23 protein-coding genes and 1 pseudogene are annotated in these 26213 nt (G+C 61.8%); 12 read left to right on the top strand and 12 right to left on the bottom strand.

Features of this window, described 5'->3' with window-relative positions; all coding sequences use genetic code 11:
* Positions 1 to 171 precede the first annotated feature (171 nt).
* Positions 172 to 1287, top strand: coding sequence for an AI-2E family transporter (locus tag WBQ77_RS12855; RefSeq protein WP_424060528.1), 1116 nt, complete (start codon positions 172 to 174; stop codon positions 1285 to 1287).
* Positions 1288 to 1476: 189 nt separating this feature from the next.
* On the top strand, positions 1477 to 1764 hold the full coding sequence (locus WBQ77_RS12850; protein WP_424042176.1) for an HU family DNA-binding protein: 288 nt from the start codon (positions 1477 to 1479) through the stop codon (positions 1762 to 1764).
* A gap of 94 nt (positions 1765 to 1858) precedes the next feature.
* Here the strand turns inward: WBQ77_RS12850 and WBQ77_RS12845 are convergent, their stop codons facing one another.
* Positions 1859 to 2539: an autotransporter outer membrane beta-barrel domain-containing protein gene (locus tag WBQ77_RS12845; protein ID WP_424060527.1), complete on the bottom strand. Its 681-nt coding sequence runs from the start codon at positions 2537 to 2539 to the stop codon at positions 1859 to 1861.
* On the opposite strand from WBQ77_RS12845, the gene WBQ77_RS12840 reads away from it, so the two are divergent.
* Together WBQ77_RS12840 and WBQ77_RS12835 are read left to right on the top strand one after the other, a co-directional pair.
* Positions 2498 to 2860, top strand: a complete 363-nt coding sequence (locus WBQ77_RS12840; RefSeq protein WP_424060526.1) for a DUF4915 domain-containing protein — start codon at positions 2498 to 2500, stop codon at positions 2858 to 2860. The genes WBQ77_RS12845 and WBQ77_RS12840 overlap by 42 nt on opposite strands.
* Positions 2835 to 3482, top strand: a complete 648-nt coding sequence (locus tag WBQ77_RS12835; RefSeq protein WP_424060525.1) for a DUF4915 domain-containing protein — start codon at positions 2835 to 2837, stop codon at positions 3480 to 3482. Before WBQ77_RS12840 ends, WBQ77_RS12835 begins: the two co-directional genes overlap by 26 nt.
* Here WBQ77_RS12835 and WBQ77_RS12830 read toward each other — a convergent pair.
* Together WBQ77_RS12830 and cckA are read right to left on the bottom strand one after the other, a co-directional pair.
* On the bottom strand, positions 3389 to 4660 hold the full coding sequence (locus WBQ77_RS12830; protein ID WP_424042170.1) for a sulfotransferase family protein: 1272 nt from the start codon (positions 4658 to 4660) through the stop codon (positions 3389 to 3391). The genes WBQ77_RS12835 and WBQ77_RS12830 overlap by 94 nt on opposite strands.
* A 134-nt stretch (positions 4661 to 4794) precedes the next feature.
* Positions 4795 to 7344: a cell cycle histidine kinase CckA gene (cckA, locus tag WBQ77_RS12825; protein ID WP_424060524.1), complete on the bottom strand. Its 2550-nt coding sequence runs from the start codon at positions 7342 to 7344 to the stop codon at positions 4795 to 4797.
* 284 nt (positions 7345 to 7628) lie between these two features.
* On the opposite strand from cckA, the gene WBQ77_RS12820 reads away from it, so the two are divergent.
* The 3 genes from WBQ77_RS12820 to WBQ77_RS12810 all read left to right on the top strand — a co-directional run bounded on the left by WBQ77_RS12820 (position 7629) and on the right by WBQ77_RS12810 (position 10428).
* A complete protein-coding gene (locus tag WBQ77_RS12820; protein WP_424060523.1) occupies positions 7629 to 7883 on the top strand; it encodes a hypothetical protein in 255 nt (84 codons plus the stop codon).
* 299 nt (positions 7884 to 8182) lie between these two features.
* Positions 8183 to 8992 (top strand): M15 family metallopeptidase, encoded by an 810-nt coding sequence (locus WBQ77_RS12815; RefSeq protein WP_424060522.1) that lies wholly within the window; start codon positions 8183 to 8185, stop codon positions 8990 to 8992.
* The gene (locus WBQ77_RS12810; RefSeq protein ID WP_424042736.1) at positions 8989 to 10428 is read left to right on the top strand and encodes an MFS transporter; all 1440 of its coding nucleotides are present in this window, start codon (positions 8989 to 8991) and stop codon (positions 10426 to 10428) included. Before WBQ77_RS12815 ends, WBQ77_RS12810 begins: the two co-directional genes overlap by 4 nt.
* 5 nt (positions 10429 to 10433) lie before the next feature.
* On the opposite strand, the gene dksA is transcribed toward WBQ77_RS12810, so the two are convergent.
* The gene (gene dksA / locus WBQ77_RS12805; protein WP_424060521.1) at positions 10434 to 10865 is read right to left on the bottom strand and encodes an RNA polymerase-binding protein DksA; all 432 of its coding nucleotides are present in this window, start codon (positions 10863 to 10865) and stop codon (positions 10434 to 10436) included.
* 335 nt (positions 10866 to 11200) lie between these two features.
* Between dksA and WBQ77_RS12800 the strand changes: the two genes are divergently transcribed.
* Complete coding sequence (locus tag WBQ77_RS12800; RefSeq protein WP_424060520.1) at positions 11201 to 12658, top strand: YcjX family protein; 1458 nt, start codon at positions 11201 to 11203, stop codon at positions 12656 to 12658.
* Positions 12655 to 13653 (top strand): YcjF family protein, encoded by a 999-nt coding sequence (locus WBQ77_RS12795; protein WP_424042733.1) that lies wholly within the window; start codon positions 12655 to 12657, stop codon positions 13651 to 13653. The genes WBQ77_RS12800 and WBQ77_RS12795 overlap by 4 nt, the downstream gene beginning before the upstream one ends.
* Before the next feature lie 6 nt (positions 13654 to 13659).
* Here WBQ77_RS12795 and WBQ77_RS12790 read toward each other — a convergent pair whose 3' ends face one another.
* The gene (locus WBQ77_RS12790; protein WP_424042732.1) at positions 13660 to 14502 is read right to left on the bottom strand and encodes a hypothetical protein; all 843 of its coding nucleotides are present in this window, start codon (positions 14500 to 14502) and stop codon (positions 13660 to 13662) included.
* 938 nt (positions 14503 to 15440) lie between these two features.
* Here WBQ77_RS12790 and WBQ77_RS12785 point away from each other — a divergent pair.
* Positions 15441 to 15890, top strand: a complete 450-nt coding sequence (locus tag WBQ77_RS12785; RefSeq protein WP_424042731.1) for a hypothetical protein — start codon at positions 15441 to 15443, stop codon at positions 15888 to 15890.
* A gap of 7 nt (positions 15891 to 15897) precedes the next feature.
* Here WBQ77_RS12785 and WBQ77_RS12780 read toward each other — a convergent pair whose 3' ends face one another.
* A complete protein-coding gene (locus WBQ77_RS12780) occupies positions 15898 to 16344 on the bottom strand; it encodes an anti-sigma factor family protein (RefSeq protein ID WP_424042730.1) in 447 nt (148 codons plus the stop codon).
* Positions 16341 to 16901 (bottom strand): sigma factor-like helix-turn-helix DNA-binding protein, encoded by a 561-nt coding sequence (locus WBQ77_RS12775; protein WP_424042729.1) that lies wholly within the window; start codon positions 16899 to 16901, stop codon positions 16341 to 16343. The genes WBQ77_RS12780 and WBQ77_RS12775 overlap by 4 nt, the downstream gene beginning before the upstream one ends.
* Before the next feature lie 355 nt (positions 16902 to 17256).
* On the opposite strand from WBQ77_RS12775, the gene WBQ77_RS12770 reads away from it, so the two are divergent.
* Positions 17257 to 18123 (top strand): class I SAM-dependent methyltransferase, encoded by an 867-nt coding sequence (locus tag WBQ77_RS12770; RefSeq protein ID WP_424042728.1) that lies wholly within the window; start codon positions 17257 to 17259, stop codon positions 18121 to 18123.
* A gap of 30 nt (positions 18124 to 18153) precedes the next feature.
* On the opposite strand, the gene WBQ77_RS12765 is transcribed toward WBQ77_RS12770, so the two are convergent.
* The 3 genes from WBQ77_RS12765 to WBQ77_RS12755 form a co-directional block, all read right to left on the bottom strand.
* Entirely contained in the window at positions 18154 to 19182 is a 1029-nt protein-coding gene (locus tag WBQ77_RS12765) for an NAD(P)/FAD-dependent oxidoreductase (RefSeq protein WP_424060519.1), read from the bottom strand.
* A 6-nt stretch (positions 19183 to 19188) separates the two neighbouring features.
* On the bottom strand, positions 19189 to 19509 hold the full coding sequence (locus WBQ77_RS12760) for a 2Fe-2S iron-sulfur cluster-binding protein (protein ID WP_424042726.1): 321 nt from the start codon (positions 19507 to 19509) through the stop codon (positions 19189 to 19191).
* Between the two features lie 171 nt (positions 19510 to 19680).
* On the bottom strand, positions 19681 to 20094 hold the full coding sequence (locus WBQ77_RS12755; RefSeq protein ID WP_424042725.1) for an Hpt domain-containing protein: 414 nt from the start codon (positions 20092 to 20094) through the stop codon (positions 19681 to 19683).
* 427 nt (positions 20095 to 20521) lie between these two features.
* Here WBQ77_RS12755 and WBQ77_RS12750 point away from each other — a divergent pair, with 427 nt between their 5' ends.
* Entirely contained in the window at positions 20522 to 24811 is a 4290-nt protein-coding gene (locus WBQ77_RS12750) for a hypothetical protein (protein WP_424060518.1), read from the top strand.
* A gap of 238 nt (positions 24812 to 25049) precedes the next feature.
* Here the strand turns inward: WBQ77_RS12750 and WBQ77_RS12745 are convergent, their stop codons facing one another.
* Positions 25050 to 25865 (bottom strand): MlaD family protein, encoded by an 816-nt coding sequence (locus tag WBQ77_RS12745; RefSeq protein ID WP_424045396.1) that lies wholly within the window; start codon positions 25863 to 25865, stop codon positions 25050 to 25052.
* Between the two features lie 30 nt (positions 25866 to 25895).
* Positions 25896 to 26213 (bottom strand): annotated as a pseudogene (locus WBQ77_RS12740) (ABC transporter ATP-binding protein); the annotation flags it as partial.

Raw genomic sequence — 26213 nt, 5'->3', positions numbered from 1 at the left:
AGGGCAATGTACTTGCTTTGTTCTATGTTCGCAAGATGTTCTTTTCGTTCCGGGCGGGTGTTATCGGCTGTTGATGGCGCTGTGGTATGGGGACCCGGTCCTGAAAAGCGCTTCGTGCGCGTCCATGAATCACTATGATCGAGCGAATATCCAAGGATGGAGCCCCCGCGCATGAGCAGCAAACCCCAAAGAGGCGCCCTGCAGGACAAGATGTTTCTTTTGTTGCTCGTGGCGGTGTCGCTGGCCTTTGCCGCGATTCTGCTGCCATTTTACAGCGCCGTCCTGTGGGCCGTGATCCTGGCCTTGGTGTTTTCGCCGGTGCAGCGCTGGTTCAACGGCCGCCTCCCTGGCAAATCGAGTATCGCCGCGTTTCTCACGCTTCTATGCATCTTCGGGATCGTGCTGATTCCCGTGGCGGTGACCGGCGCCTCGATTGTCAGTGAGGCGACCACGATCTATTCGAACATCCAGTCGGGGGATCTCAATCTCGGTGCGTTCCTCCAGCGTTTTCTCAATGCCCTGCCGAGCTGGGCAACCAATTTCCTCGCCAAATTCGGGGTCACGGACGTGGCCGACATGCAGGCGCGCATCATCGCGCTCCTGGCCGAAGGCAGCCAGTTTTTCGCCACCCAGGCGGTGCTGGTCGGGCAAGGGACGGCCAATGCCCTATTGAGCGTGTCGATCATGCTCTACCTCTTGTTTTTCCTGCTGCGCGACGGCGGCAAGCTCTCCCAGAAAATTATCCATGCGGTGCCGCTCGCGGGTGAATATAAAGACGCGCTATTTGACAAGATCGCCGTGGTCGTGCGCGCCATGGTCAAGGGCACGATCCTGGTGGCCATCGTGCAGGGCGTTCTCGGCGGCATGATTTTCTGGGCTCTCGGGATCCACGCGCCCGTTCTGTGGGGCGTGGTCATGGCCTTCCTGTCGCTTTTGCCGGCGGTGGGCGCGTCGATCGTTTGGTTTCCGGTCGCCGTCTATCTCATCGCCACCGGTGCGATCGGTAATGGCCTCATTCTCATGGCGTTCGGCGCGGGCGTAATCGGCCTCGTGGATAATCTGCTGCGCCCCTATCTCGTGGGAAAGGATACCGCTCTGCCTGACTACGTCGTCTTGATCTCGACGCTGGGCGGCATAGCCATGCTCGGCCTCAATGGATTGGTGGTGGGTCCCTTGATCGCGGCCCTATTCATTGCGGTATGGGACATCGCGGCACGCGCTCAGACGGCACAAGAAGCCGCGACGGAGTCCGAGCCCCGCTCGAAAGATACGCCGGTTGGGACGTGAAAACGCATTTGATCCTATAATTCGCGGGTCAAGATACCAACAGCATCCTTCCCATAAATGCAGACAAAGCCGCGCGAATCGGCCATCCCTCATAGGGTATGAAGAGCCGGTACAGGCTCGGACGGCGAAGACGGTTCGATAGAACCGCAGTTTTCCAGCCCGTCCTACTCTTAGGAGCGCTACACAATGATGACAAAAACCGCACTCATCCAAACGATTGCCGATCAGCTCGACATGACGAAGAAGGACGTGAAGGACGTTCTCGAGGCCATGGCGACGGTCGGTTACAAGGAAATGAAGAAGACCGGCGAATTCATGCTGCCGGGCTTCGCCAAGTTCGTCGTGGTCAAGAAACCCGCAGTCCGGGCCCGCAAAGGTATCAACCCTTTCACCAAGGAACCGACCGTCTTCAAGGCTAAGCCCGCGCGCAAGGTCATCAAGGCGCGTCCGGTTAAGGCCGCCAAGGACGCAGTCTAGATCTCGGGTCAGACTCGATTTCGTTCGACAGAATGCGCTGCCCCTCGGGCGGCGCATTTTTCTTTGGCACAGCGCGTCCGGCGGCGTTGAAGAGTTATACCTTGTTGAAGAGCCAGGTCAGGCCGCCTTTGACGGCATTGTCGGGCACACTGTCCGCATACTGGTCGGTGTAGTACGCGCCTGTGGTCGGGCGTTCGCACAAGGAGAAGTCCACACCTGCATCCAGCACCGCGCTGTCTTCGGCGAGCGATACACCGTCGATGCAAAAACCGATGCCGGTGGTCGCGAAGGTGACCGACGCATTCGGCGTCAAATCGTTGAAGGCATCAAGCCAAGCCGATTCCACATGCGGGATCACTTGCATCGAACCCCACATCATGGTCTTCATCGCCCGCAGACCCAAGGTGGTGTAGCCCACATTCTGGGACATGCCTCCGCCACGCAAGCTCGCTTGCGCGCCGCCGCGTTCTCGGAAACTACCCGACTCGACCGAGACATAGGCGAGACCGGCAATGGGCTCGGCATCTCGTCCTATCAGTCCGGCAACTTCTACCTGCAAGGTCAGAATACAGACGGCGGATTGCTTGTCGACGAGCGCTTCTTCCGTAAGGCCACGGGCATTGCCGTCCCCGACCAAGACACGCCTCTGCTGGCGACGTTGTTTCAGATCATCCGCTTCTAGAACGTTCTGGGGGCCGATCAGCAGATCAACAATCTGTGCGATAGCTGCTACGTGCCGCGGGAGCTTTTCGTCACCGGGGAGTTGGACGCGCACGATGTGGGCCTCCTTAAGGACGGACGGATCGTTTTCGTCAACACGCTCTTCAATTGCCTAGCGACGCCCTCGGAGTGTCACAGTTTTACACCGCTCTGGAAGCCGCCCTTTATTTCGAAGATTGTCAAGGAAGACCGTTGCAATCTGAACGGCATGGCCATGGAGGATTGCGTGCCGCGCTATGTTACCGCAGCCAGCAAGTCCGACACGATCGATGTCTGGCGCGGCCGGCGATATGACGGTGGCATTATTACCGACGTGGCCACGGCGCGAAATCGTGATCGGCAGGTTATCCATGCCGCACTCACCGCGCATGTATGACGGCAAGCTCTATGTCCTGAATTCAGGGACAGGCGAGCTATGCTGGGTCGAGCCGACTGTCAAGGCCGTCAACGCCAAACTCCACGTGGTGGCGTTCTGCCCGGGCTTCGTGCGCGGACTCGGCTTTCACGGCAAATACGCCTTTGTCGGCCTCTCCAAACCGCGCTACGAGCGTTTGGAAAGGCTGGCCCTCGACAAGACGCTCGCGGATGCGGATTCGGAACGCGGGTGCGGTATTCAGGTCATCGATTTGGAGACGGGCTCGGACGCGCACTGGTTCCGCATCGATGGCGCCATTGGCAAGCTCTACGATGTCGCCGTAGTGCCGGGGGTGTTGAGGCCAATGTCGCTTGGCTTTGCGTCGAACGAAGGGCTCGGGCTGATCACCAACGACGAGATCGATGTGGCAGCCTCTTTCCGATCCCGAGAAGTCGGCAGTTCTCTGGCCGATTGGTTCAAATCCGTGACAAATTCCCGTGGCGCTGAAACAAAATTCAATATCACCGCAGAAATTAGCGGCCCACAAGGTCAGCTTTGGGCCTTTTTCGAGACCTTCGTCTGCGCTTCCCTCTTTGCATCCGCTTCCGCTTCGGCGATCGCCGCGGCTACAGCCTCGCGATAGCCATGTGTGTCGATGAAGGGCTTCAGGCGAGCGGCAATGCGCTGGGTCAGGTCCTTCGGCATCTTGTAGGTGGAGACCTTGTGGTCGGCGCGATCGTCAAGCGTCGCACGCATCGGTCCTTCCGCCTCGTCGAACTTGTCGATGCGGAGCTTCCCGTAGATATCCCGCATCGCGCCAATGGGGTCCTTCACAAGATCCTCGTAGCGGATCTCGAAGAGGTTTTCTTCGCGGATCAGGTGCTTGTCCCGCTCGTAGACTCTCGTGAAGCGCTCCAAAATTTCAAGCACGTAGTCGTCGAGCCAAGAATCGCAATAAGGCGGATTGTGCAGGCCTTGCGCCGAATACAGTGCGCGCCACAGCTTGACCGTCGAGGGGAACACTTTGAGCGGATTGCGCGAGATGTGCACCCAGCGCGCATCGGGAAAGAGCTTGGTCAGCAGCTTGATCCGAGTAGCGTTAGGCGGTGTCTTCATCACCAGCGTCTTGCCATGCTTCAGCATCAGCCGCCGGTAGAACCACATATATCTGTCGGCCCAACGCCGCACCTTCTTCTCGGGCACGCCGTCGAAGTCGAGATAGTCGGTGTCAACAGGTCCGCGCCGGGGCCAGGCCATCGTGTTCAAGGGTGAGCCTTGGCCGAACATGACCATGGCGAACTCTTCTTCCTGGGGCCGATCGAAGCCTACCGGGACATCGTCTTGCGGGCGGTGCTTGGGAAGAAGCACTTTGAAGACGTGATCGAGCACGCCCTCCGTCAACAGGAAATGATGTGGGAAGAAGCACTCATAGGTCGTGGGGAAGGCGAGGTTCGGATCCTCGGCGAAAAGATCGTGGAGGAAGGTGGTGCCGCTGCGCCAATGGCCGACCACGAATATCGGCGGCTGATCGAGCGGAAGCTGTTCGGCCTTGCGCTTGTAGAGGGCCTCGGTGATCCAGGCGAGCGGCGTATTCAACGGCACCCAGAGGAACAATGCCAGCGTGTCCGGGATGCAATTCAGCGTGGAGGCGAAGCGGCCGCGCCAGAATAGCCGCATCAACGTCATGAAGCGCATGCCGAACCAAATATAGACTAGCCGGCCGCCATAGCGCTCGACCGTGAGCCCCATCTTTTTCTTCTTATGCCGCTTGCGGCGCTTGCTGCCATCCTCTGCGGGCGGCAGGACCTCGTAGTCTGGCACGCGAAGTTTACTCCTGATTGCGAAGACCAGGGGCGTCCTAGACGCGATTGAGGCGCAAGGGAAGCCCCTTTGGGCACAAGGGAAGTCGCTTTGAGGAGCCCGGTCAGATCGGAGCCATCGGCGGTCCGCGCCGGTCAGCCCTCGAGCGCCGACTTCACCGTTGCCGCAAGCGTTTTGAGATCGAAGGGCTTCTGCAAGAACGTGAATGTCTCGTTCTCGTCCAGATTGCGCTTGAACGCATCCTCCGCGTAGCCCGACATGAAGACGAACTTCATATCCGGGACCTTTTTGCGCAATTCCTTCAGCAGAGTGGGGCCATCCATTTCCGGCATCACCACATCGCTCACGACGAGATCGACCTTGCCTTCGTGCTCCTCGAACACTTCGAGCGCCTCGGCGCCGGTCGAGGCCTGCAGCACTTCGTAGCCACGGGTCCCGAGCGCGCGGGCCGCGAAGCTGCGCACGGCGTCCTCGTCCTCGACCAACAACAGCGTGCCGCTCCCCGTGAGGTCTTTCGGCCTCTCGGGCTTGCGCTCCAGCTTGGCCGGCTCCTGATCGACCTCGGCCGAGCCTTCCTCGTAACGGGGCAGGAAGACGCGCATCGCCGTGCCTTCACCCAGCTCGCTGTCGACGTACACATAGCCGCCCGTTTGCTTGATAATGCCATAGACGGTGGAGAGCCCGAGGCCCGTGCCGCGGCCGATCTCCTTGGTGGAGAAGAACGGCTCGAAGATTTTCTGTTTGATCTCCTTGGTCATGCCGGTGCCGGTGTCGCGGACCTCGATCATCACATATTCGCCCGCCGGCATGTGGCTACCGCCAACCTCGCGCGACTCCGCCTCGGTCAGGTTCGCGGTCCGGATAGAGAGCTTGCCGCCGCCGGGCATGGCGTCGCGCGCATTCACGGCGAGATTGACGATCACCTGCTCGAATTGATGCAGATCCGCCTTGACCGGCCAGAGATCGCCTGCCGTATCGAGACTGAGTTCGACATTTTCGCCCAGCAGCCGATCGAGCAGAATGGACAGCTCGGAGAGAACATCGCCAAGTTGCAGAACTTGCGGCCGCAGCGTCTGCTGGCGCGAGAACGCGAGCAACTGCCGAACGAGCCCGGCGGCACGGTTTGCATTCTGCTTGATATTCATGATGTCCTGAAAGGCCGGGTCCGTGGGCCGGTGATTCAGGAGCAGGAAGTCTGAAAACCCGATGATCGCCGTCAGCATGTTGTTGAAGTCGTGCGCGATGCCGCCGGCGAGTTGACCCACCGCCTGCATCTTCTGGCTTTGCGCAAACTGAACTTCGAGTTCCTGCTGCTCGGTCGTATCCAGCGCGTAAGCGATCGCCACTTCGCTCTTGTCGTTTTCATCGGCGACAGAACTCAGATAGATGCGACCGCTGCGCGGTTCGGGACCGGCAAAGGTCACGTCGATCGGCTCGATCATCCCTTGGCCTGCAAGGGCCGCGTCGAGCGCCTTGCGCAAGTCCTGCCGGTTCCCCTCGTCCACGAGAGCTTCCAGTTTTGTCTTCCCGCGGTCGGCATCCGCGGCAGCACCGAACATCCGCGAAAACGCCGCGTTGGTCTGGCTGACGGCGCCATCTGAGTCCACGGTGGCGATACCAAAGGGGGAGGATTGGAACATGCGGGTGGAGCGCAGTTCGGCCGTACCAGCCTCCTGCGCCTTCCCCGGACCCCGATTGAGAATCAGGACGAGGGCGAACTGGTTGCCGCGCGGCAGACGGTGCAGCACGCGGACCGGCATCGTCGTGCCGTCAGTCCTCAGAAGATCGAGATCGAAACGCCGGACGCTGCCCTGACTTGTTCCTTGACGTGCCTCCTGGCTTTCGCCACGGCCCGCGCCAGCAAGCAGCGCAGCATTGTCCTGGGACATGATTTGCGACAGCTCCAGCTGCTTCGCCGCAATCTCGGTCAGGTCGAGCTTGAGCCACTGCGCCAAGGTCGCATTCAGATATTCGATACGGCCGTCCGCGTCGGCCGTGAAGAAGCCCGCGGGCGCGTTGTCGAGATAGTCGATCGCCGCCTGGACCTTCGCGAAGCTCATTTCCTCGCGCACGCGGTCCAATGTGACCTCATCGACTTGCCAAACGGTCAGCTGGCCTTTCCGGCCCGAGCCCGGATCCGGCGGCATGGGCTGGACCGAAATCCGGAACCAGCGGGGCTCGATCGCGGACTCGTCGTCAACCTCGCCGGGCGGCGGCAAGCGAAACTCTTCCTTGAGCGTCCGCCCCTGCTGCGCCGCGCGGGCCAGCCGGAAGATCGGTTCCGCCAAATAAGGATTGCCGCCGAACGCGCGGTCGGGTGGCGGCACAGAAGCCTCGGGATCGAGACCGAGAAGGTCGCGATAGGCGTTGTTCGCGTAAAACACGCGGCCTGTTGCGTCGCTTATAAGAGCACCGTGAGGCAGATTGTCGACAAAGGCCTTCGTCAGGTCGTTGCGCTCGTGCCGCTGACCAAAATAGAGGATGCCGACCGCACCGGCGAAGAGGCAGAATACGCCGACAACGGCGAGGGCCGCGAGGATCGCCAACACGAAGGGCTCGGCGACTTCGCGGCTGACCATCGCCAGACCGACCGCGGCGACGGCCAGGGCCAGGGCCAAAAGGACGACGAGCCCGACACTGCCATCCCGATTGGTGCGGTCCGTAATAGGTTCAGCGTATCGCATCGGCGCATCAATATCCGACATGGTTTGCGAAAGTACCCGATTCGAATTGACTTGACCGGAGATTGTCACAAAGGCCAAGTCCTAATTCGGTCTCACGGAAGTCCCTTGGTTTCAACATGCGGCGCTCCGGCTAAGGTGAGGTAAAGTTTGGCTTGCGTAGGGAGCGTTTGCCATGGATTTCGACCTCAGCACGGCCATTCTTGGCATTGCAGCACTTCTTTTTGTCGTCGCTCTGCTTGTGCTTACGGTTTGGGCGTTCAAGGCCGTCTTTGGGGGGGGCTGATATGGACCCAGCAAGGAAAGGACGCGAAAAACGCCTGGCCGTGGTCGAGACCGCCCCCGTTGACGCCAACCGCAAGCTCTGCCTCGTCCGGCGCGACGATGTCGAACATCTCCTGATCATCGGAGGGCCGGTCGATCTAGTCGTCGAGACGGGAATCAAAGCCCTTCCGCCACAGCCCCAGCCACCACATGGCTACGTGGTGATCGCAAAAACCGCGCCCCGGCCCGCACCGAAATTGAGCCAAAACCGAGCTTAAAGACGACATTTCGTATTGACTGTTGCTGTTTTGCAACAACGGTTTTCCTTGAGGTAGCCCCCGACTTGGGCTAGTGTTAACTCACGGTCTTGCGGTGGCCCCTGAGGGCCAGCGAATTAAGCCACGCCGGTAACTTTATTCGCCAACCGTGAGGACGCCGGCAGTTCCCTGCTAATGGTCCGACACCGACTGGCTATGCCAGTCATGTCAGTCCCCCAAAAACTCTCCACTCCCCGCCCCCAAGCGGGGAGTTTTTTGTGCATATTGACGCCGTCAAAGTCGGCTGAAAAGCTCGCGCCATGACCATCTGTCACGATTTCGGCCGGGCCTTCCTCGCTGCGGCCGCTGTCAGCAGCCTCCTAGGAGCATCGATGAGCGCTGCAGGCACGCCCAAGACCATCATGCCCAACAGCTTCGTCTATCTGCGCGATGTTGATCCCACGATCCAGCAGGACATGCGTTATGCGGGGAGCGACAACTTCACCGGCGGTCCCGTCCCAGGCTACGACGCGCCAGAGTGCATTTTGGTCCGCGAAGCGGCAGAGGCCCTGAAGGTCGCCCAGGCCGATATCAAGCCGATGGGATACGCGCTCAAGGTCTACGATTGCTATCGTCCCGCCCGGGCGGCGACAGCATTCGTCGTCTGGTCGACGGAGCCCGACGATCCAGACGCAAAACGGACCCACTATCCGAATCTGTCCAAGAGCGACCTTTTCCCGAAATATATCGCCACCCGGTCGGGCCACTCGCGCGGAGCCACGCTCGACGTCACCATCGTGCCGATCGGCTCAGCGCCCTCACCCGCCGAGGCAGATCACGTCAAACCGGAGCCCTGCACGGAAGGCGACCCAGCGGACAACAGTCTGGCCCTTGGCACCGGCTTCGACTGTTTCGACGTCAAAGCCAATACGGTCACAAAGGGCCTGACACCCGAGGAGGAGCGCAATCGACAACTCCTTCTCAAGGTGATGAGCCGCCACGGCTTCCAGAACTATCCGAAGGAGATCTGGCATTACACCTTCCAGCCCGAACCCTTCCCGGACACCTATTTCGATTTCCCGATCCTGCCGCTTCGGGGAAGCGGCTCCGGCCCATCCGATAAGACGTGAGCGCGGGCCCGGATAACGGCGTCATAGAGACGTCCGTACCGGGACGGCTCGACCGCCTGCGCTGGGGACGCTTTCACACGCTGATCGTCCTTGCGCTGGGCATCACCTGGGTCCTGGACGGCCTCGAAGTGACGCTCGCCGGCTCCGTAGCGGGCGCGCTCAAAGAAAGTCCCGTCTTGCAGCTCAGCAACGCGGAAGTCGGCCTTGCCTCCAGCTTCTACCTAGCCGGCGCCGTGCTCGGCGCAGTTCTTTTCGGCTGGCTCACGGACCGGCTCGGCCGCAAACGGCTGTTCGTTATCACCCTCGGCGTTTATCTCGTTGCCACCGCCGCGACTGCGTTTTCCTGGAACTTCGCCAGCTTCGCACTGTTTCGCTTTTTGACCGGGGCCGGGATCGGCGGCGAGTACACGGCCATTGCCTCGGCGATCCAGGAATTCATCCCGGCGCGCTATCGCGGGCATGCGGATCTTGTCATCAACGGCAGTTTCTGGATCGGCGCCGGCGCGGGCGCGGCCGGATCGATCGTTCTGCTCGACCCCTCATTTCTGCCGCCGGATATTGGCTGGCGGGCGGCCTTCTTCATCGGTTCGTTGCTGGGCCTCGGTATCCTCGTCATGCGCCGGTGGATTCCGGAGTCGCCGCGATGGCTCATGACTCACGGCCGGGCGGACGAAGCGCACGAGATCCTCGACCAGATCGAGGACCATCACCGCAATCACGGCCATCACGTGCCCGATAGCGACGTCCCGATCATGCGTATTCAGACCCGGAGCCACACGCCGCTTCGCGAAGTCTGGCACGCGCTGTTCCATGTGCACCGCCAGCGCACGTTTGTCGGGCTCGCGCTCATGGCGTCACAGGCTTTCTTCTACAACGCGATCTTCTTCACCTATGCGCTGGTCCTGACCGACTTCTATGGGATCGAGGCAAGCCACGTGGGCTGGTACCTCCTCCCCTTCGCGGCCGGAAACTTTCTGGGTCCGTTGCTGCTGGGACGCCTCTTCGACACAATTGGGCGCCGCCCCATGATTGCGCTCACCTACGCGGTCTCGGGCCTCCTGCTCGCCTTGGCCGGGGCGCTCTTCGCCGCCGGCCTACTCTCCGCCGGGTGGCAGACCTTCGCCTGGACCGTAATCTTCTTTTTTGGCTCGGCAGCGGCGAGCTCGGCCTATCTCACCGTCAGCGAAACCTTCCCGCTCGAGGTCCGCGCGCTCGCCATCGCCTTCTTCTATGCGGTGGGCACAGGCATCGGCGGCATCGGCGCGCCGTTTCTGTTTGGCGCGCTGATCGACACCGGTTCGCGCTTCAGCCTGTTCGGCGGCTATCTCTTCGGGGCGGGATTGATGCTGGCGGCGGCGGTAGTCGTCGCGCGCTACGGCGTAGATGCAGAGCGCAAGTCGCTCGAGACCGTGGCAGAGCCTCTGTCGGCAGTGTGAAGGTTTTACTCGTCGCGGTAGACGCGCTCGCGGCGCTCGTGCCGCTCCTGCGCTTCGACGCTCAAAGTGGCGATGGGACGTGCATCGAGCCGCTTGAGGCTGATGGGCTCGCCGGTCTCTTCGCAATAGCCGTAGGTCCCGTCGTCGATGCGCGCCAGCGCTTCGTCGATCTTGGAGATCAGCTTGCGCTGACGGTCGCGGGCCCGCAGCTCCAAAGCCCGCTCGGACTCGGATGTGGCACGGTCGGCAATGTCGGCGTGCTGTTCGGAATCGTTCTGCAGGTGCTCCAGCGTCTCCTTGGTGGAGCGCAAAATCTCGTCACGCCAGTTGAGGAGCTTCAGGCGGAAATAGGCCCGTTGCGAATTGTTCATGAACGGTTCGCCTTCGGACGGAGTGTAATCCTCGGGGAGAGGCTTAGTCTTCTTTGCAGTCGCCATCAGAGACATTCCAAACACGTTCCGTTTTTGTTGGCTCGGTACCTGCCGTCGACGTTCGCTCGCCGTATCGGCACCCCCCGTCTGACAGCCCCGTATTTACGGAACCGAGTCGCCAAGTCAAGACAGCACTCACTGTTGACAGACACCGAAATTGGTGCCGCATGCACATGTGCGCTGTCGTCACGCAAGCAAAGCGCGATGTAATCAGTGCCAGCACACTTGTTGTGCAGTGCGGTCGTGCGCGCTACCACATGGTCTGAGCGTTTTATCCTGCGACCGATGACACAAAGTGCTTTGCGAGGTGTGGGTAGCGAGGAAAAGGACAGAGCCGAAGCGTGCCACTTTCCACCTATACCGATGCCGCCGGAGACGCCGTGCGCAATCTTGGCGATTATGCATCTGGTCTTGTTACGCCGACGATCCGGCTGGGCGTGACGGGTTTGGCCCGGTCCGGCAAGACCGTGTTCATCACCGCGCTCGTTCACAATTTGATGTCCGGCGGCCGCCTGCCCTTCTTCGACGCGGCGGCGGAGGGGCGTCTCTTACGCGCCTATCTCGAGCCGCAGCCAAACGAGATCGTTCCCCGCTTCGAGTATGAGAAGCACCTGGCCGACCTCACCGCGACTCCGCCGAATTGGCCCGAAAGCACACGCCGTATAAGCCAGCTCAGGCTCACACTCGAATACGAGTCGGCAAGATTCTGGAAGCGTCAGTTCGGGCGCGAACGCCTGCATATCGACATTGTCGACTATCCGGGCGAATGGCTGCTCGACCTGCCCCTTATGGATCTGTCTTACGAGGACTGGTCGCGGGATGCGGTGGCCCGCACATACGATGCGAGCCGGAACCCGGATGCCAAGGCCTGGCAGGAGGCGCTGAGCGAGACGGATCCGGCGGGCCCCGCCGACGAGGCACGGGCCGGGACCCTGTCCGATCTGTTTAAGTCCTATCTGCGCAGCACGCGGGCCGATCAGTATGCCTTGTCGACCACCCCGCCCGGCCGATTTCTGATGCCGGGCGACCTTGAGGGCTCGCCTGCGCTGACCTTTGCGCCGCTCGATGCGAACACCCAGACCGATTTCGCCCGCGACACCATCTGGTCGCTGATGGAGCGGCGCTACGAGGCCTATAAGCGCCACGTGATCCGCCCCTTCTTCCGTGACCATTTCGTGCGGCTGGACCGGCAGATCGTCCTCATCGATGTGCTCTCCGCGCTGAACGGCGGACCGGAGGCGATGACCGATCTGGAGCGGGCCATGCGCGATATCCTGGAATGCTACCGGACCGGGTCGAACAGTCTGTGGTCGAGCCTGTTCTATCCGCGCATCGATCGCATCGTGCTGGCCGCCACAAAGGCGGATCGCTTGCACCACGAGAGCCACGACCGGCTCGAGGCGATCCTGTCTCTCCTGACCGCCAGCGCGATCGATAAGGCGAGCTATAGCGGCTCGGACGTCAAAGTACTGGCGCTGGCGGCGGTGCGGGCCACACGCGAGGCCGAAGCCAAAAAGGGTGGGGAAACCCTGCCCTGCATTGTCGGCTATCCGCTCAAGGGCGAAAAGATTGGCCGCCGCACTTTCGACGGGACCGAGGCCTTCGCGATTTTTCCCGGTGACCTCCCGGCCGACCCGGAGGAAGCCATGTCGGGCTGGAAGACGGACGACGCCGACATGCGCTTCCTGCGCTTCCGGCCGCCGAACCCGCAAGCCCTGCCCTCGGGCGGCTTCGCCCCATTCCCGAACATCAGGCTGGACCGCGCCATGCAGGCGCTCATCGGAGACCGTCTTGCATGACCAAGGCCCAGTCACAGACTGCCAAGAAGCCGCGCCGGAAGCCCGCCTCGTTCCGTGTGGAGGATGTCGAGATCGTCATGCCACCGAAGCTGGCGCCGTTGCCCGATGAGCCAGAGACGGAGGCAGAGGTTACTGGCCTGCCGAAGCTCGAGCGGGGCCTGCGCTGGGGCAGCATCTTCCTCGGCGCGCTCGGCGGACTGATCGGTCTGCTCGCATCGCTTTGGCTCTACGACTATGTGCTGGCCCTGATCGCGCGCGACGACTGGATCGGCTGGGTCGCGGTCGTGTTGCTCGGTCTCGTGTTGGTCGCACTTCTGATGATCATCTTGCGCGAACTCGTTGGCCTGATGCGCCTTGGCCGCTTGGATAAAATTCGTCACGAGGCGGACAGCGCCGCCCGTCAGAACAACAAGCCGCTCGCGGTGGACGTGACACGGCGGCTGAAACGCTTCTATCGCGGACGCGAGGACCTTGCCTGGGGCATGCAGCGGCTCGCCGAGCACGAGCACGACATCATGGACGCCGAAGAGCTCTTGCGGCTCTCCGAGCGGACGCTGGTGGCGCCACTCGATCCGGTCGCGCGCGCCATTGTGGCCTCGTCGGCTAAGCGCGTCTCGGTCGTAACCGCGATCAGTCCCAATGCCCTTGTCGATATGATGTTCGTCGCCGCGCAGAACATGCGGATGCTGCGCAAGCTCGCGACGCTGTACGGGGCACGGCCGGGCACGTTGTCGCTTATGAAGCTCGCCCGCATGGTCGTGACGCATATCGTGCTCACCGGCGGGATCGCGCTCGGCGACGATGTCGTCCAGCAGCTCGTCGGGCATGGGCTGACAGCGCGGCTGTCCCGCAAGCTCGGCGAAGGCGTTTTCAACGGCGCGCTGACGACGCGGATCGGCATCGCCACGATCGATGTGTGCCGTCCCCTGCCCTATATCGAGCAGCCGCGCCCTCGTTTTCGCGAATTGGTGGCGGAAGTCGTCGGGCTCAGTTAAGGCGCGTTACGCCTTATTGAATAGTTTGCACCCGTCGATATTCGTCTTCTCGACGCGCCCGTCGTCGAAGCGCAAGGTCACCGTAATCTCATCGGAGCAAGCCAAACCGGCCGCGTTGATCTTGAAGCCACTCGTCTGGTCGCTGGACGCTTGAGACTGCGGCTGAACGGCTGGCGAGCTGAAATCGTAGGACACACCCGACACACGCCCTTGGAACGCCTCGGGCGGCTCTACCCAGATGACGAAATGGTAGAGCGGCTTCGTACGCTCGGCGCCTTTGATCTTTGTCGCCTTGCCCTTCATCCACTTGCCGATCTGGGCCCCCGAGATTTTATGCGGCGCCGGGCTGGCGGCAGATGAAACCGCACCGGGTTGGTTCTGTTGCTGACCGGGACCCATCGGCGCGAAAGCGACCGGCTCGACGGCGCCCCAGGGAAGCTTTTCGCGCGCCGCGGAGAAGGCGGCGAAGGACGCCGCACGCCGATTCTTGTCTTCCTTAGGTTGGGGCTGATCGACCATCAGCTCCTCGGGGATCTCGGCGAGGCCCGCCAGGTTAGGCTCTTTAGTCTGCTGCTTGGCTTGTGTTTCGGAGGCCGCCTGCGGCATTGCGGGTACCGCGGCGGTCATTTGCTCTGTGGACTCTGGGACCGCAGCCGCATCGGTCTGCACTGGGAACTCGATGAGAATTTCATCTGCCGCCTTACCGGCCGTGGCCGCAGCACCGCTGCCAAGCGCCAACTCAACCAAGGCCAGCATTCGGTCATCGCTCCGGTCCGGCAGGGCCAGCGCGGCAAGGGTCAGGACGAGGGCTGTGCCTGCCACGGTGAGCCTGACAACGGGCCTCGGCAAGCGTGAGGCCCGTCCCCGTAGCCAACGCGCGCGGACTGCAGTCTCCGAATACAACTCGGCGGACAAAGCCGCGGCCGACTTCCAGGTTCTCGATGCGAACGCGGCAAACGCCGTCCACGCAGCCAACATCGCTTCGCGCGATGCCGCCCCACACGCAAACGCCTTGGCCACAACTCGATACATAACGCTCAAAAATCCCTCTACTGGGACACTAGCATAAGGCCAGGACCGGGACAGAAAAACGGCGGCACGGCCGGATATGGCGCGATTTTTAGCGGCCAAGCCCCTACTGCGGCAACCTGTCTCCCTGTGGATTGTTAGAGCATTGATTCAAATAGTTTTAATTTGACCGCAGTGGATTGCGGGGAAAAACCGCACGCACCAGATGCAACATGGAGCCGATCGTTTAGTCTTGATCTTGCGGATTGGCCGGTTGTGGAAGGGGCCGATGGAGAAATCCAAAGGTCCCGGGAAACGGTCGGCGGGCTCGTAAGGGCAAGGCAAGCCCGAGGTCATCCATGCCGTGGGTGGCTGAAGGCGGCGGGAAAAGTAGACGCGAAATTCTACGGTCTGGCGGTGTCGCCGCAGTACCGTGAGGTGAAACCGACAGAGTGTTTCGTGCCACTGATCCCACCGCTGACAGGTTCCAGCTTGGCCAAAGCGGGAGCCGCGTCGTAGCAACGCGACGATAAATAAGGGCCGTGGTCAGGTCGCGGCGCTGGCTCGTGGGAAACCGTTGAGCTAAAACCGTGGCCAAGGGGCCGAAAGGTCCCGCGGCGCCGACCAGACGTCCGAACGGGCGGATGGTTCGACAACGCAACAGGGAGGCGGGGCCCACAAAGCTCCGCCTTTCCGCGTTTTCGCTCCCTGTTTTCCCTATCCTGCCGGTGTTTTCTCCTCTTCTGCTCAAGTCACCCGGCCGATAAGATCGTGCCGTCATGTGCACGAATCTCTGGAAACATTGCCGCCCGCTCGTCGCGGCCGCCTCGGCCATCCCGCTCCTCTTTACGCTCGGCGCCTGCGGCACGATGAGTTCCTTCGGCGGTGGCGGCGATGACGACGGCGCCTCAACGGGCATTGCGTCCTTCACGAAGAAGCGCGCCGATCCCATGGACCGGCCAACACGCGTTGGCTGGACGTCGGCACGGGCGGCACGATGCGGATTTGTGTTTGACCCCGCTCGCTTGCGCGGAAGCTATCTCGCGTTCGAACAATCCTACGGAGCGGATCCAAGGCGAATGCAGGAAATTCAGAGAGCCTACGACTACTCGCTGGAAGCCACGGCCGAAAACGCCAAGCAGAACACCGGCTACTGCACGAGGGAGCGTGTCGATGAAATCCGCCCTGAGCTGAACCGGTATCTTTCAGGCGATTTCCGAACGCTGTGATGCCGCGCTAGGGACCGATCTGGGGTTTGGGCGCGACCTCAAGGTCGACTTGGGATGCGGGGCCCGTGCCTTGCCCTGAGCCCACCCCAGTCGCAACCCCGATATCAGGCGCCGGGCCCGCGCCAGGCAGGGATAACGGCCAGCCGTAGCCGAGTGCCGCGAGCCCCAGCGCCAAGACGATCCCGGTGGAGGCGGCGGCGATCTTGAAGGTCCGCCACGGAACCCAGAACCCGTCATCCGGGGGCGGCACCGTTACCTTTGAAATCTCGGCCTCCTCGCCTGCAAGGATTGCCTCGAAGGCCGCCTCGAGCCTGGCATGCGCATGCTTAAGGGCCGTGACACGGGCCTCTAGCACATCGTCCTGCTCGAGAACCTTGTCGATTGCGCGGGTCTGTTTCCTTGCCAGCTGGCCATCAACATACGCCACCAGGAGTTCATCGCTGAGTTCGGTCATGGTGAAGCTCTGTGCCCCTCGGGATATAGGGTTTCGACAATGGCGGCGGCCTGAGCCGGCGGGCGCTCGTTCAGCCGGTCCGACAGCGAAGCACTCATACGGATGAGACGCGAGGCGATCATTTCTGCCGAAACGTCGAGGATCCTCCCAGCATCCTCATGTTCGAAGCCATCGCCATAGACGAGCAAAAGCGACAGCCGCTGTTGCGGCGGCAGTCCCATCAGAAAGGCGATGACTGGCTCGTCGCGATAGCTCTCGTTCTCGATGTCGAACAACGTGCCGAAATCTACATCGTCGACCTTGATGTGCGCCATCGGATCGGCTTGGCCGCTCAATTCGTGCCGCCATTGCCGATAGACCTCGCTGAAGGCCCAGACATCGAGCGCAGTGCCGCGCTGATAAAGATGCTGCTCGGCCAGCATGTATTGCAGCGCGCGGCGCAACAGACCACGGCCTGCCTCGCGTCCACCCCCGAGCACATCGGCAAAACGTTTCAGCCTCGGCAACATGGCAACAAGGCCGGGCCTTATGGAATCGTACAAATCTTGTGCCCGCACGCTTAGCTCCCCGCCGCTTGGGTTCATGCTGGCTGAGCGCCGGAGTCTCCTCAGCGAATCAAGAGGATACCATATTCCTTTGGCAACTTGGACGGGCGCCGTTAACCTAAATTCTTAATGAGTGCTTGCGTCGCACACCACACTGCCCAATCTTCGCGCAGGAGGGGCACTGCCAATGACGGTCACAACCCGTAGCTCACACCCTGCGGTGCGCACATCTGCCGCGTCGTCCCAAGAGCGCACCGCAGCGGCTTCCGGCGATGCGTCGTCTGTCAGTGGACGGACGACAGCAGACTCGGCTGCGGATCAGGTGGCCTCAAGCAGAAGCGCAATCCGAGGACGTCTCGCAAAACGCATGGCTGAGATTGCGAACAAGGCCGCGACACAGGCGCAGCCGCAATCCCCTGCCCAAGCAGCCGCAACACAGCCGGCCCCAAAGACGGCCCAGGCCGCCGCGGCGCCTGCCCCGGCGCAGCAACCCGATGACGGCGCCGCTCGAAACGCAAATGACGCGCCTCCCGCCTCTTCTCCTAGCCGCATGTGGCTAGAGACGATCAAGGCCGAATACCAAAGTCTTCTGCGCAAGCTGCATGAACGGGTCTTCGATGCAACACGGGAACAATTGTTCTTCGTGCCGACAAAGGAGCCCGCAGCCCTTTCCACTCTGACGATTGCCACTCCCAACCGCGCGTACGGGCATGACTACCGCCCGGTCCCCTGCAAGGTCTTCGATTGGGCCCTCGACCAAATCCAGGAGGACTTCTCGAAATTCACCTTCGTCGACTATGGCGCCGGCAAGGGGCGCGCCATGCTGTTGGCCGCCGAGCATCCCTTCGCCGCAATCGCCGGCGTCGAATTCGCCGCGGAACTGCACGACAATGCGCGGATGAATATCGCGCAGTATCCGCGCTCGAAGATGCGCTGCCGCAATGTCGAATGCGTGCTGGTAGATGCGGTTGAGGTTGGGCCGCCGGACGGTGCATCCGTCCACTTCTTTTTCGATCCGTTCGCGCGCGAGGTCTTTGCCGAGGTTCTGAACAATCTCGTGATGGCCTACCGGCTGAAGCCGCGGCGACTCTATCTCATCCTGGTCGATCCCGTGGCGACGGACCTAGTCGACGCGAGCGGCGTCTTTGCCCGGATCGAGCCCTCGCAGACCGATGAGTTCAAGCTGAAACTGCTCAGCCCGCACTCCGTCACGGTCTACCGGTCGCTGGCGTAGCGACGTCCCGCATGCACCGGCGCGGCGGCCTTATTTGACCCCGAGCTTCTTCTGCAGGTTCGACGACGACGTCGTGTATTGGAAAATCAGCTTCTTGTCGGGAAAGACGATCCGGTGCACGGCCTGCGCCATGAGGGCTCCCTCATGGAAGCCCGACAGGATCAGTTTCAGCTTGCCCGGATAGGTATTGATATCGCCGATAGCGAAGATGCCCTTCTCGCTCGTCTCGAATTTCTCCGTGTCGACGGGAATAAGGTTCTCTTCGAGATTGAGGCCCCAATTGGCGACCGGACCCAGCTTCATGGTGAGGCCGAAGAACGGCAGCATGACCTCGGTCGGCTGCTCAAACGTCGATCCGTCCGGCGATTTGACCGTGACTCCGGTCAACTGCCCGTCGTCGCCGTGCAGCGTGGTGACCTGGCCGAGCTTGAAGGAGACATTGCCGCTGTCGACGAGATCCATCATCTTTTGCACGGAGGCGGGCGCCGCGCGGAATTCCGAACGCCGGTGCACCAATGTCAGCGACTTGGCGACAGGCTGAAGGTTCAAGGTCCAGTCGAGCGCGGAATCGCCGCCACCGACGATGAGAACGTCCTTGTCTTTGAAGGCATCCATCTTGCGGACCGAGTAGAACACCGACCTGTCCTCGTAGTCCTCGATGGCGGGAAGCGGGGGTCGCTTCGGCGTGAAGGATCCGCCGCCGGCCGCGATCACGACGACTTTGCATTCGAACGGCGTTCCGTAATCGGTCACAAGGCGAAAGCCACCCTCGATCTTTTCAATCGAATCGACACGCTCATTGAAGTGAAATTCGGCTCCGAACGGCTCGATCTGCTCCATCAGCTGATCGGTGAGCTGCTGGCCCGTCACGATCGGAACAGCCGGAATATCGTAAATCGGCTTCTCGGGATAAAGCTCCGCACACTGACCGCCTGGGCGGTCGAGAATATCGATCACATGAGCTTTCACATCGAGCAAGCCAAGCTCAAAAACTGCGAAGAGCCCCACGGGCCCCGCGCCGATAATGACCGCATCGGTCTTGATGATGTCGACTGACATAGTGCCTCAGAATTGTTTTTCTGGAATTCGGACCATGAGCCCGTCGAGCTCTTCGGTCACCTTGATCTGACAAGAAAGCCGGCTCTCGGGACGAACGTCGAACGCAAAGTCGAGCATGTCCTCCTCCATGGCCTCGGGCTCCCCCGTGGCCTGGCGCCACGCCTCTTCCACATAGACATGGCATGTCGCGCAAGAACAGGCACCGCCGCATTCGGCTGCAATCCCGCGCACCGAGTTCTTCACCGCGGCTTCCATGACGGTCATGCCGGGCTCCGCGTTGACCGCGTTCTGGCTTCCGTCAGGCTGAATGAATGTAATCCTGGCCATGGGACTGGCGGGCTTCAAAACCAAAGTTCGATTTCGGGATCCGGGCTACAGGCGTCGGTCTCTGTCGCCCCCGGCAGCATGCGCGAATTGGACAATCCCACCCGCAGCCCGTGCTCTATAGGGCAATTGATCTAACGACACCAGAGCCATGCGACAAGAAGGCGTCGGGCGCTATTTGCGGTTTCGATCACCAAGGCCCGCCACAAAAGCCGCCGCCTCTTGGAGCGAGGCTTCGAGTTCATCGACCCGCGCCGCACGCGCCTCCAGGGGGATATACTCCCACAGTTCCTCAATGTGTTCGGCCGCCCGCTCCGTGCGCCAAGCCCCGACGGCCCGGGCAGAGCCTTTCAGGGAATGGGCCGCATCACTCCAATCCTTGTGGGATGTCGCCGCTCGGAGCTGCTCCAGATACGACACGGACTGTGTGCAGAACAGCTCTAGAACCTCGCGTTCCAGCGCCTCATCGCCAAGCGTGTAACGGGCAAGATGTGCCATATCGACGGGCGCGGCTGGAACATCCTTGTCGCCATCGCCGACAGCTTGCGCCCCCGAAAAACCGGTCTGTCGCATCTGCTCGCCTGCCATGGTCTTCCTCCGTTCGAATTATCTTTTCAGGACCGGTTGTCGCCCCTGACCAGAGGACAAGGCCGGACTACCGCCGCCATTCTGTTGTATTTGAGCGACTTATGTTTCTCAGGCGCAACGCTCGTTTGATCCGCTCAAAGATCAGCGCTTGCCCAACTATAGGCGATTCGTCATACTGGCCTACAGAATTTTGTTTCATTATAATGGGTTACGGACCATTAACCCAAGCAATCGATTCAGCTTTGTTTATTGCTAAGAATTCGTTAACGATGTTCACACGAGGGGGAAAAAGCGTTGGGGACCTTCCGGTTAGGATAGACCGGGCTAGAGGCGGTCCTCCCCCGATGCAAGGCGCCGCTTGTAGCGGACTTTGTGTCGAACGGCATACAATTTCCCGACTCTGAGTATCAAGTGCGAGGAACGCGTAATGGCGCAGGAACAAGCGAAGTCGGCTCCCGAAAAGGAAACAACCGACGAGAAGGACAAGGCCGAGGGGCCCCTTGAGGCGATGATGCGGGGCTCGTCCGGAGACGAGGCCGACGATGCGCCGACCCTGCCCCGGCGTTCTTCGCTGGCAGACAGGCTCAAGGCCGAACAGCAGCGTCGCGATGAGCCGCGTGGCGACGCGCCTCAGAAGCGCGAAGAGCCCAAGGTCGAGTTCAAGGAGCTATCCAAGCCTCAGGCGAAGGCTCTGCCCCTCAAGACACCACAAGAGGACGCGGGCGGCAGCGAGGCCCCAGAAGGCCCAAGCGCGGCGCCCTCGCCCAAGCATCTAGCCCGGACGCGGCGCCCCGCCGGACCGCCGCCACAGCGCCGACTGTCGGCGCCCGCGAATGACGACATCCCGTCCATCGGCGGTCTGATTTTCGCGCTGCAGCAACGGCCCGCTCGCACGCCGTTCCTCTTCGCGCTGGCTGCATCCGTCGTCTGGTTCGTCCTGGGCGGCTTCTTCGCCTTCGGTGTGATCTCCGATGCCAGCAGCACTGCGAGCGCAATTCTTTCCTCAACGGCCGCGATCCTCGTCCCGATCGTCATTTTCTGGTTCCTGGCCCTCCTCGTTTGGCGCGCCCAGGAGCTCCGGCTTATGGCATCCGCGATGACCGAAGTCGCCGTGCGCCTGGCCGAGCCCGACAAGCTTGCCGAGCAGTCCGTGGCCTCGGTCGGCCAGACCATCCGCCGCCAAGTCGCGGCGATGAACGACGCCATCTCTCGCGCCATCGGCCGGGCCTCCGAGCTCGAGGCCATGGTTCACAACGAAGTCGCAGCGCTTGAGCGCTCTTATGGCGAGAACGAGCTTCGCGTCCGGAACTTGATCAACGAGCTGGCGACTGAGCGTGACGCGCTCACCAACAACAGTCAGCGCGTGAGCGAGGCTTTGAAGGGCGTCGGCGCGCAGATTACGCGCGATATCTCAAACGCCAGCGGGTCGATCGACCAGAAGCTCACGGAGCGGGGCACGCAGCTGACCGAACTTCTGGTCTCGCGCTCCAACGAAGCCGCCGAGCAGGTACAGCAGGCACAGACGAAGATTTCCGAGCAGGTGCCGGGTCTCATCGAGCGCATGACCAAGGAACAGGGCCGACTGACCAAGATCATCGACTCGGCGACCAAGAACCTGACCTCGCTTGAAACCACCGTGACGGAAAAGACGACCCTTCTGGACAACACCATGAAGGACCGCACAGAAGCGCTCCAGACCTCGCTCTCTGAGCGTATCAAGGGCCTGGAGTCCACCGTGGCAGAAGGCGCGATCGTCCTGGACAAGACGATGACCGAACGCACCGAGGCGCTCACGAATGTCGTCGCGCAGAGTGCGGTCACGCTCGACACGACGATGACCGAACGCACTGAGGCGCTCACAAGCGTCATCGCGGAGAGTGTGGTCACTCTCGACAAGACATTGGGCGAGCACACCGAATCCTTCACCAATCTGGCGGCCGAGAGCGCCGTCGCGCTGGGGCAAACCTTCAACGAGAAGACGACCGAACTCTCCAACCTCGTGGCTCAGGGCGCCGTCGCCCTCGAAACGACCCTCGAGGAGAAGACCGGCACGCTGTCCAAGACGCTGACCGATCATACGCAGGCATTCACGAATGTGGCCGCGGAGAGCGCCGTCACCCTCGACAAGATGCTGACGGACCGGACGGACACGCTCAACACCGTCATCGCCGAAAGCGCCGTCACATTGGACCAGTCGCTCAGCGAACGCACCGCGGCCTTTACCAACGTCGTGGCCGAAAGCGCCGTCACCTTGGAGCAGACTCTTCAGGACAAAACGGACGGATTGACGAACGTGGTCGCGGAAAGCGCGGTGGTCTTCGAAAAGACTCTTGCCGACCGCACCGAGGCCTTGAGCGCCACGGTCGCCACCGGCACGGCCAAGCTTGGCGAGACCATCGCCGAGCGGACCGACGCGTTCACCGGCGTCGTTGCGCAAGGTGCGGTCAACTTCGACAAGACGCTGGCCGACCGCACCGCCGATCTTGCGGCTGCCGTCGAGCAACAGACATCGGTCGTCGACAAGAAGCTGGCCGACCGCACGGCGCAGTTCACGTCCGCCGTCAACCAGGGCGCGATCGCCCTCGACAAGACGCTCGCGGAGCGCTCCGACACATTCACCAAGCTGATTACCGGCCATGCGGACACGTTCACGCAGAACCTGCTCGACCGAGCGAAGGGCTTGGAGGCTTCGGTGACGGAGCAAGCGCAGTCGTTCGACAAGGTCATGAACGAGCGTGCCCAGTATGTGATCAACGCTCTCGCCGAGCGGCTGAAGGTCATCGAGACCACGTTCGGCCAGAACACCGCCGAAACGGACAAAATGCTTGGCGAGCACACACGGATGGTGGGTCAGGTCTTCTCCTCGCAGACCATGCAGCTCAACGAGGTGCTGGCCAACAACTCGCAGATGATGCAGCAAACCGCCGAGCAAGTCGGGGCGCAGTCCACCGAGGCCGTCAACATCCTGACCAACCAGACCGGTACGCTGCGTGACGTCTCGCGCGGTCTGTTGGATCAGATCCACGGGCTGACCCAGCGCTTCGAGAGCCAGGGCCAGGCGATCCTCACAGCGGCCAAGGCACTCGACTCCTCGAACGCCAAGATTGACTCGATCTTGGAGGGCCGCCACCAGGCCATCATTTCACTGCTCAACACGGTCAACACCAAGGCGCAGGAACTCGATGGCATGATGCGGAACTACTCTGGCCTCATGGAAAGCGCCCTCACCCAGGCCGAGGAACGCGCCAAGCAGATCACGACATCCTTGGGCCACGAAACGAGTGGCCAGGTACAGCAGACGCTGGGTCAGATCGAAAAACTCCGCGAAGAGGCTCAGGCCCACACGTCGCGTGCCGTCAATGACCTCAAGGGCAATTTCGAGACGGTCATCACGCAGGTGGGACGCCAGCTGGAGCAGATCCGCGGTCAGTTCGACAACACATCGCGTGGCATGCGGGAGACGGCGCAGAAGACCGCCGGGGATCTCGACTCGCTTCGCCAGAACATGCAGTCGCGGCTGGACACCATGCCGGAACATACGGCGCAGGCAACGACCGCGATCCGCAAGGCGCTCAACGATCAGATTCGCGAAATCGAGTCGATGGGGCCGAACCTCACAAAAGCCGCTTCCCAGGCTGCAACACAGGCTGCAACACAGGCTGCAAGCCAAGCCGCGACACAGGCTGCCACGCTGGCGGCAAAGGAAGCCGCGCTCCAGGCTGCAACCGAGGCCGCCTCTCTAGCGGCATCGGAGGCTGCAAACCAAGCCGCGACACAGGCGGCCACGCAGGTGGCAAAGGAAGCCGCGCGCCAGGCTGCAACCGATGCCGCGTCTCGAGCGGCATCGGAGGCTGCAACCCAGGCCGCGGCACAGGCTGCCACGCTGGCGGCAAAGGAAGCCGCGCGCCAGGCTGCAACCGATGCCACATCTCTAGCGGCATCGGAGGCTGCAAGCCAAGCCGCGACACAGGCGGCAACCCAAGCGGCGACACAGGCTGCTACTCAGACCGTGTCGCAGGCCGCGAGCCTCGCGGCAGCTCCGCTGAACCCTGCGCCTGGTCCGGCCCCAGTGGTCGCCTCCGCGGCGCCGGCAGCCGATCCCCTGGGTGCGCCGCCGTTGGCTCTGAGCCCCGAGATGTACCAGCAGCCCGCGCCGGCACCCTATACGCCCAGCGCCGAGGAGCAGCGCCCGGCCGAAGAGTACAGCCTGCCGCCGATGCCGCGCTTCGACGCCCACGGCCGCCAGGTTGCGGGCGGGCAAGAAGCGACCGACCTGGACCAGGCAGCGGGCGGCTTGCCGCCTCAGTTCTCAGGAAGCCAGGGGCAACAACAGAGCTGGGCTCCCGCGGAAGCCGAGCCCAGAGGCGGTTATGCCTCCACTGGCGCGGGCCAGCTTCGCATCGACGAGCTTGCACGCTCGATCGATATCAGGACCGCCACAGAGGTCTGGTATCGCATGCGGGCCGGCGAGCGGGGCGTTCTTGGGCGTCACATCTACACTTATGAAGGTCAAGCGACGTTCGACGAGATTTCCGGCCGCTACGATCGGGACCCCGAGTTCCGCAATACGGTCGACCGTTATGTGGCGGACTTCGAACGGTTGCTCGCTGAAGCGGAGCAGTCCGATCCGGCCGGCAACATGCTTCAGAACTACCTGACGTCCGAGACCGGGCGCGTGTATCTCCTGCTCGCCCATGCGAGCGGCCGCCTCCGGTAACACAAGCGCCGAGGCAAGAACTCAAGGAGCCGAACCTACACCGGTCCGGCTCCCCCAAAACAAAGCCCCCCTCCTCCGTACTGGAGCGAGGGGGGCTTTGTCGTTCCGGCATCTGTTGTGGCGGTGGCGCAGCACGCTGTCGAAGGTCCGAACCGATAGCGCGGCCGTGAGCGGATCTATGTTGCTGGTTGTAGACCTACCTCACCGGGGGGGGCAGACCTGACTTTCAGGGGCGTTCTTACCGGCGCGGCTGCCCAGCACGAGATCCGCCAAACATGAAACTGGTCGGGTTGGCTTCGAACTTCCTGAGTACGCGATCCATGGTGGCGGCCGTCCGGCGAGCCTGCCGCATCGCGGCGCTGAAGTCCTGCATGCCCTTCTTCGCTTCGAGCGTCAGTTCGTCCAGATTCTTGTCGAGTTTCGAACTGATGCCCCTGAAGTCCTCCGCGCCGGCGCGCAGGTCCACGATAGCCTGATCGATCTCTTCGTTCTTCCCTTCCAGCATGGTGGTGAACGCTTGGACATTCGTCATGGTGTCGCTGATCTCTTTCTCATTCGCGGCGATCAGCGCGTCCAGTCGCTTGATGAATGCATTGGCCGTGTTGAGCGCGGCCGGCGCTGCGTCAAAGATGCCGGCACCCGCCATGGGTGCTGCCTCGATCGTCGGAACCGGAGTTTCGTCGGTCGCGACAAGCAGCGGCGACGTCGGCGTGCCGGGCGTGATCTCGACACCACTGCCGCCGGCCAGCCCCATCGACTTGATGGTCGCCAGCGAATCTTCTCGGATTGGCACATTGTCGCTCACAGTGATCACCACACGGACTTTTCGCGCATCTTTCAGATCGAGCTGGAACGACTGGACCTCGCCAACCTTGATACCATTGAACCCGACACGAGAGCCGGCGGTCAGCCCCGCCACAGAGCTATCGAAGACGATCTGATAGCGGTTGCCGCCTCCGGCGATATTCGTGATCCAGAACACGAAAATGAAGATGAAAGCGAGCGCGCCCAGGATAAAGCCGCCGATCATCAGGTAGTTGGCTCGAGTTTCCATCGGACCCTCTTAAAAAGAACCTTGCACCGCTCAGCCGACCACCCGCCGCTCCTCGGCGGGGCTCGCGGCGCGCGCGCGTTCGCCACAGAAATACTCTTCAATCCACGGATGGTCGGGGTTGCTTTGAAGCTCGGCGGGCGATCCGGTCCGGACAATTTTCTTGTCCGCCAAGACGGCCACCCTGTCACATACCGTAAAGATCGTATCAAGGTCGTGGGTCACCATATAGACCGTGAGCCCAAGTGTCTGTTGCAGCTTGCGAATAAGGTGATCGAACTCTGTGGCGCCAATCGGGTCGAGACCGGCCGTGGGCTCATCTAGGAATACGATCTCGGGATCGAGTGCGAG

Source organism: Methyloceanibacter sp., assembly GCF_049590335.1.
Lineage (GTDB): Bacteria > Pseudomonadota > Alphaproteobacteria > Rhizobiales > Methyloligellaceae > Methyloceanibacter.
This window is presented reverse-complemented; position numbering and strand designations above follow the sequence as displayed.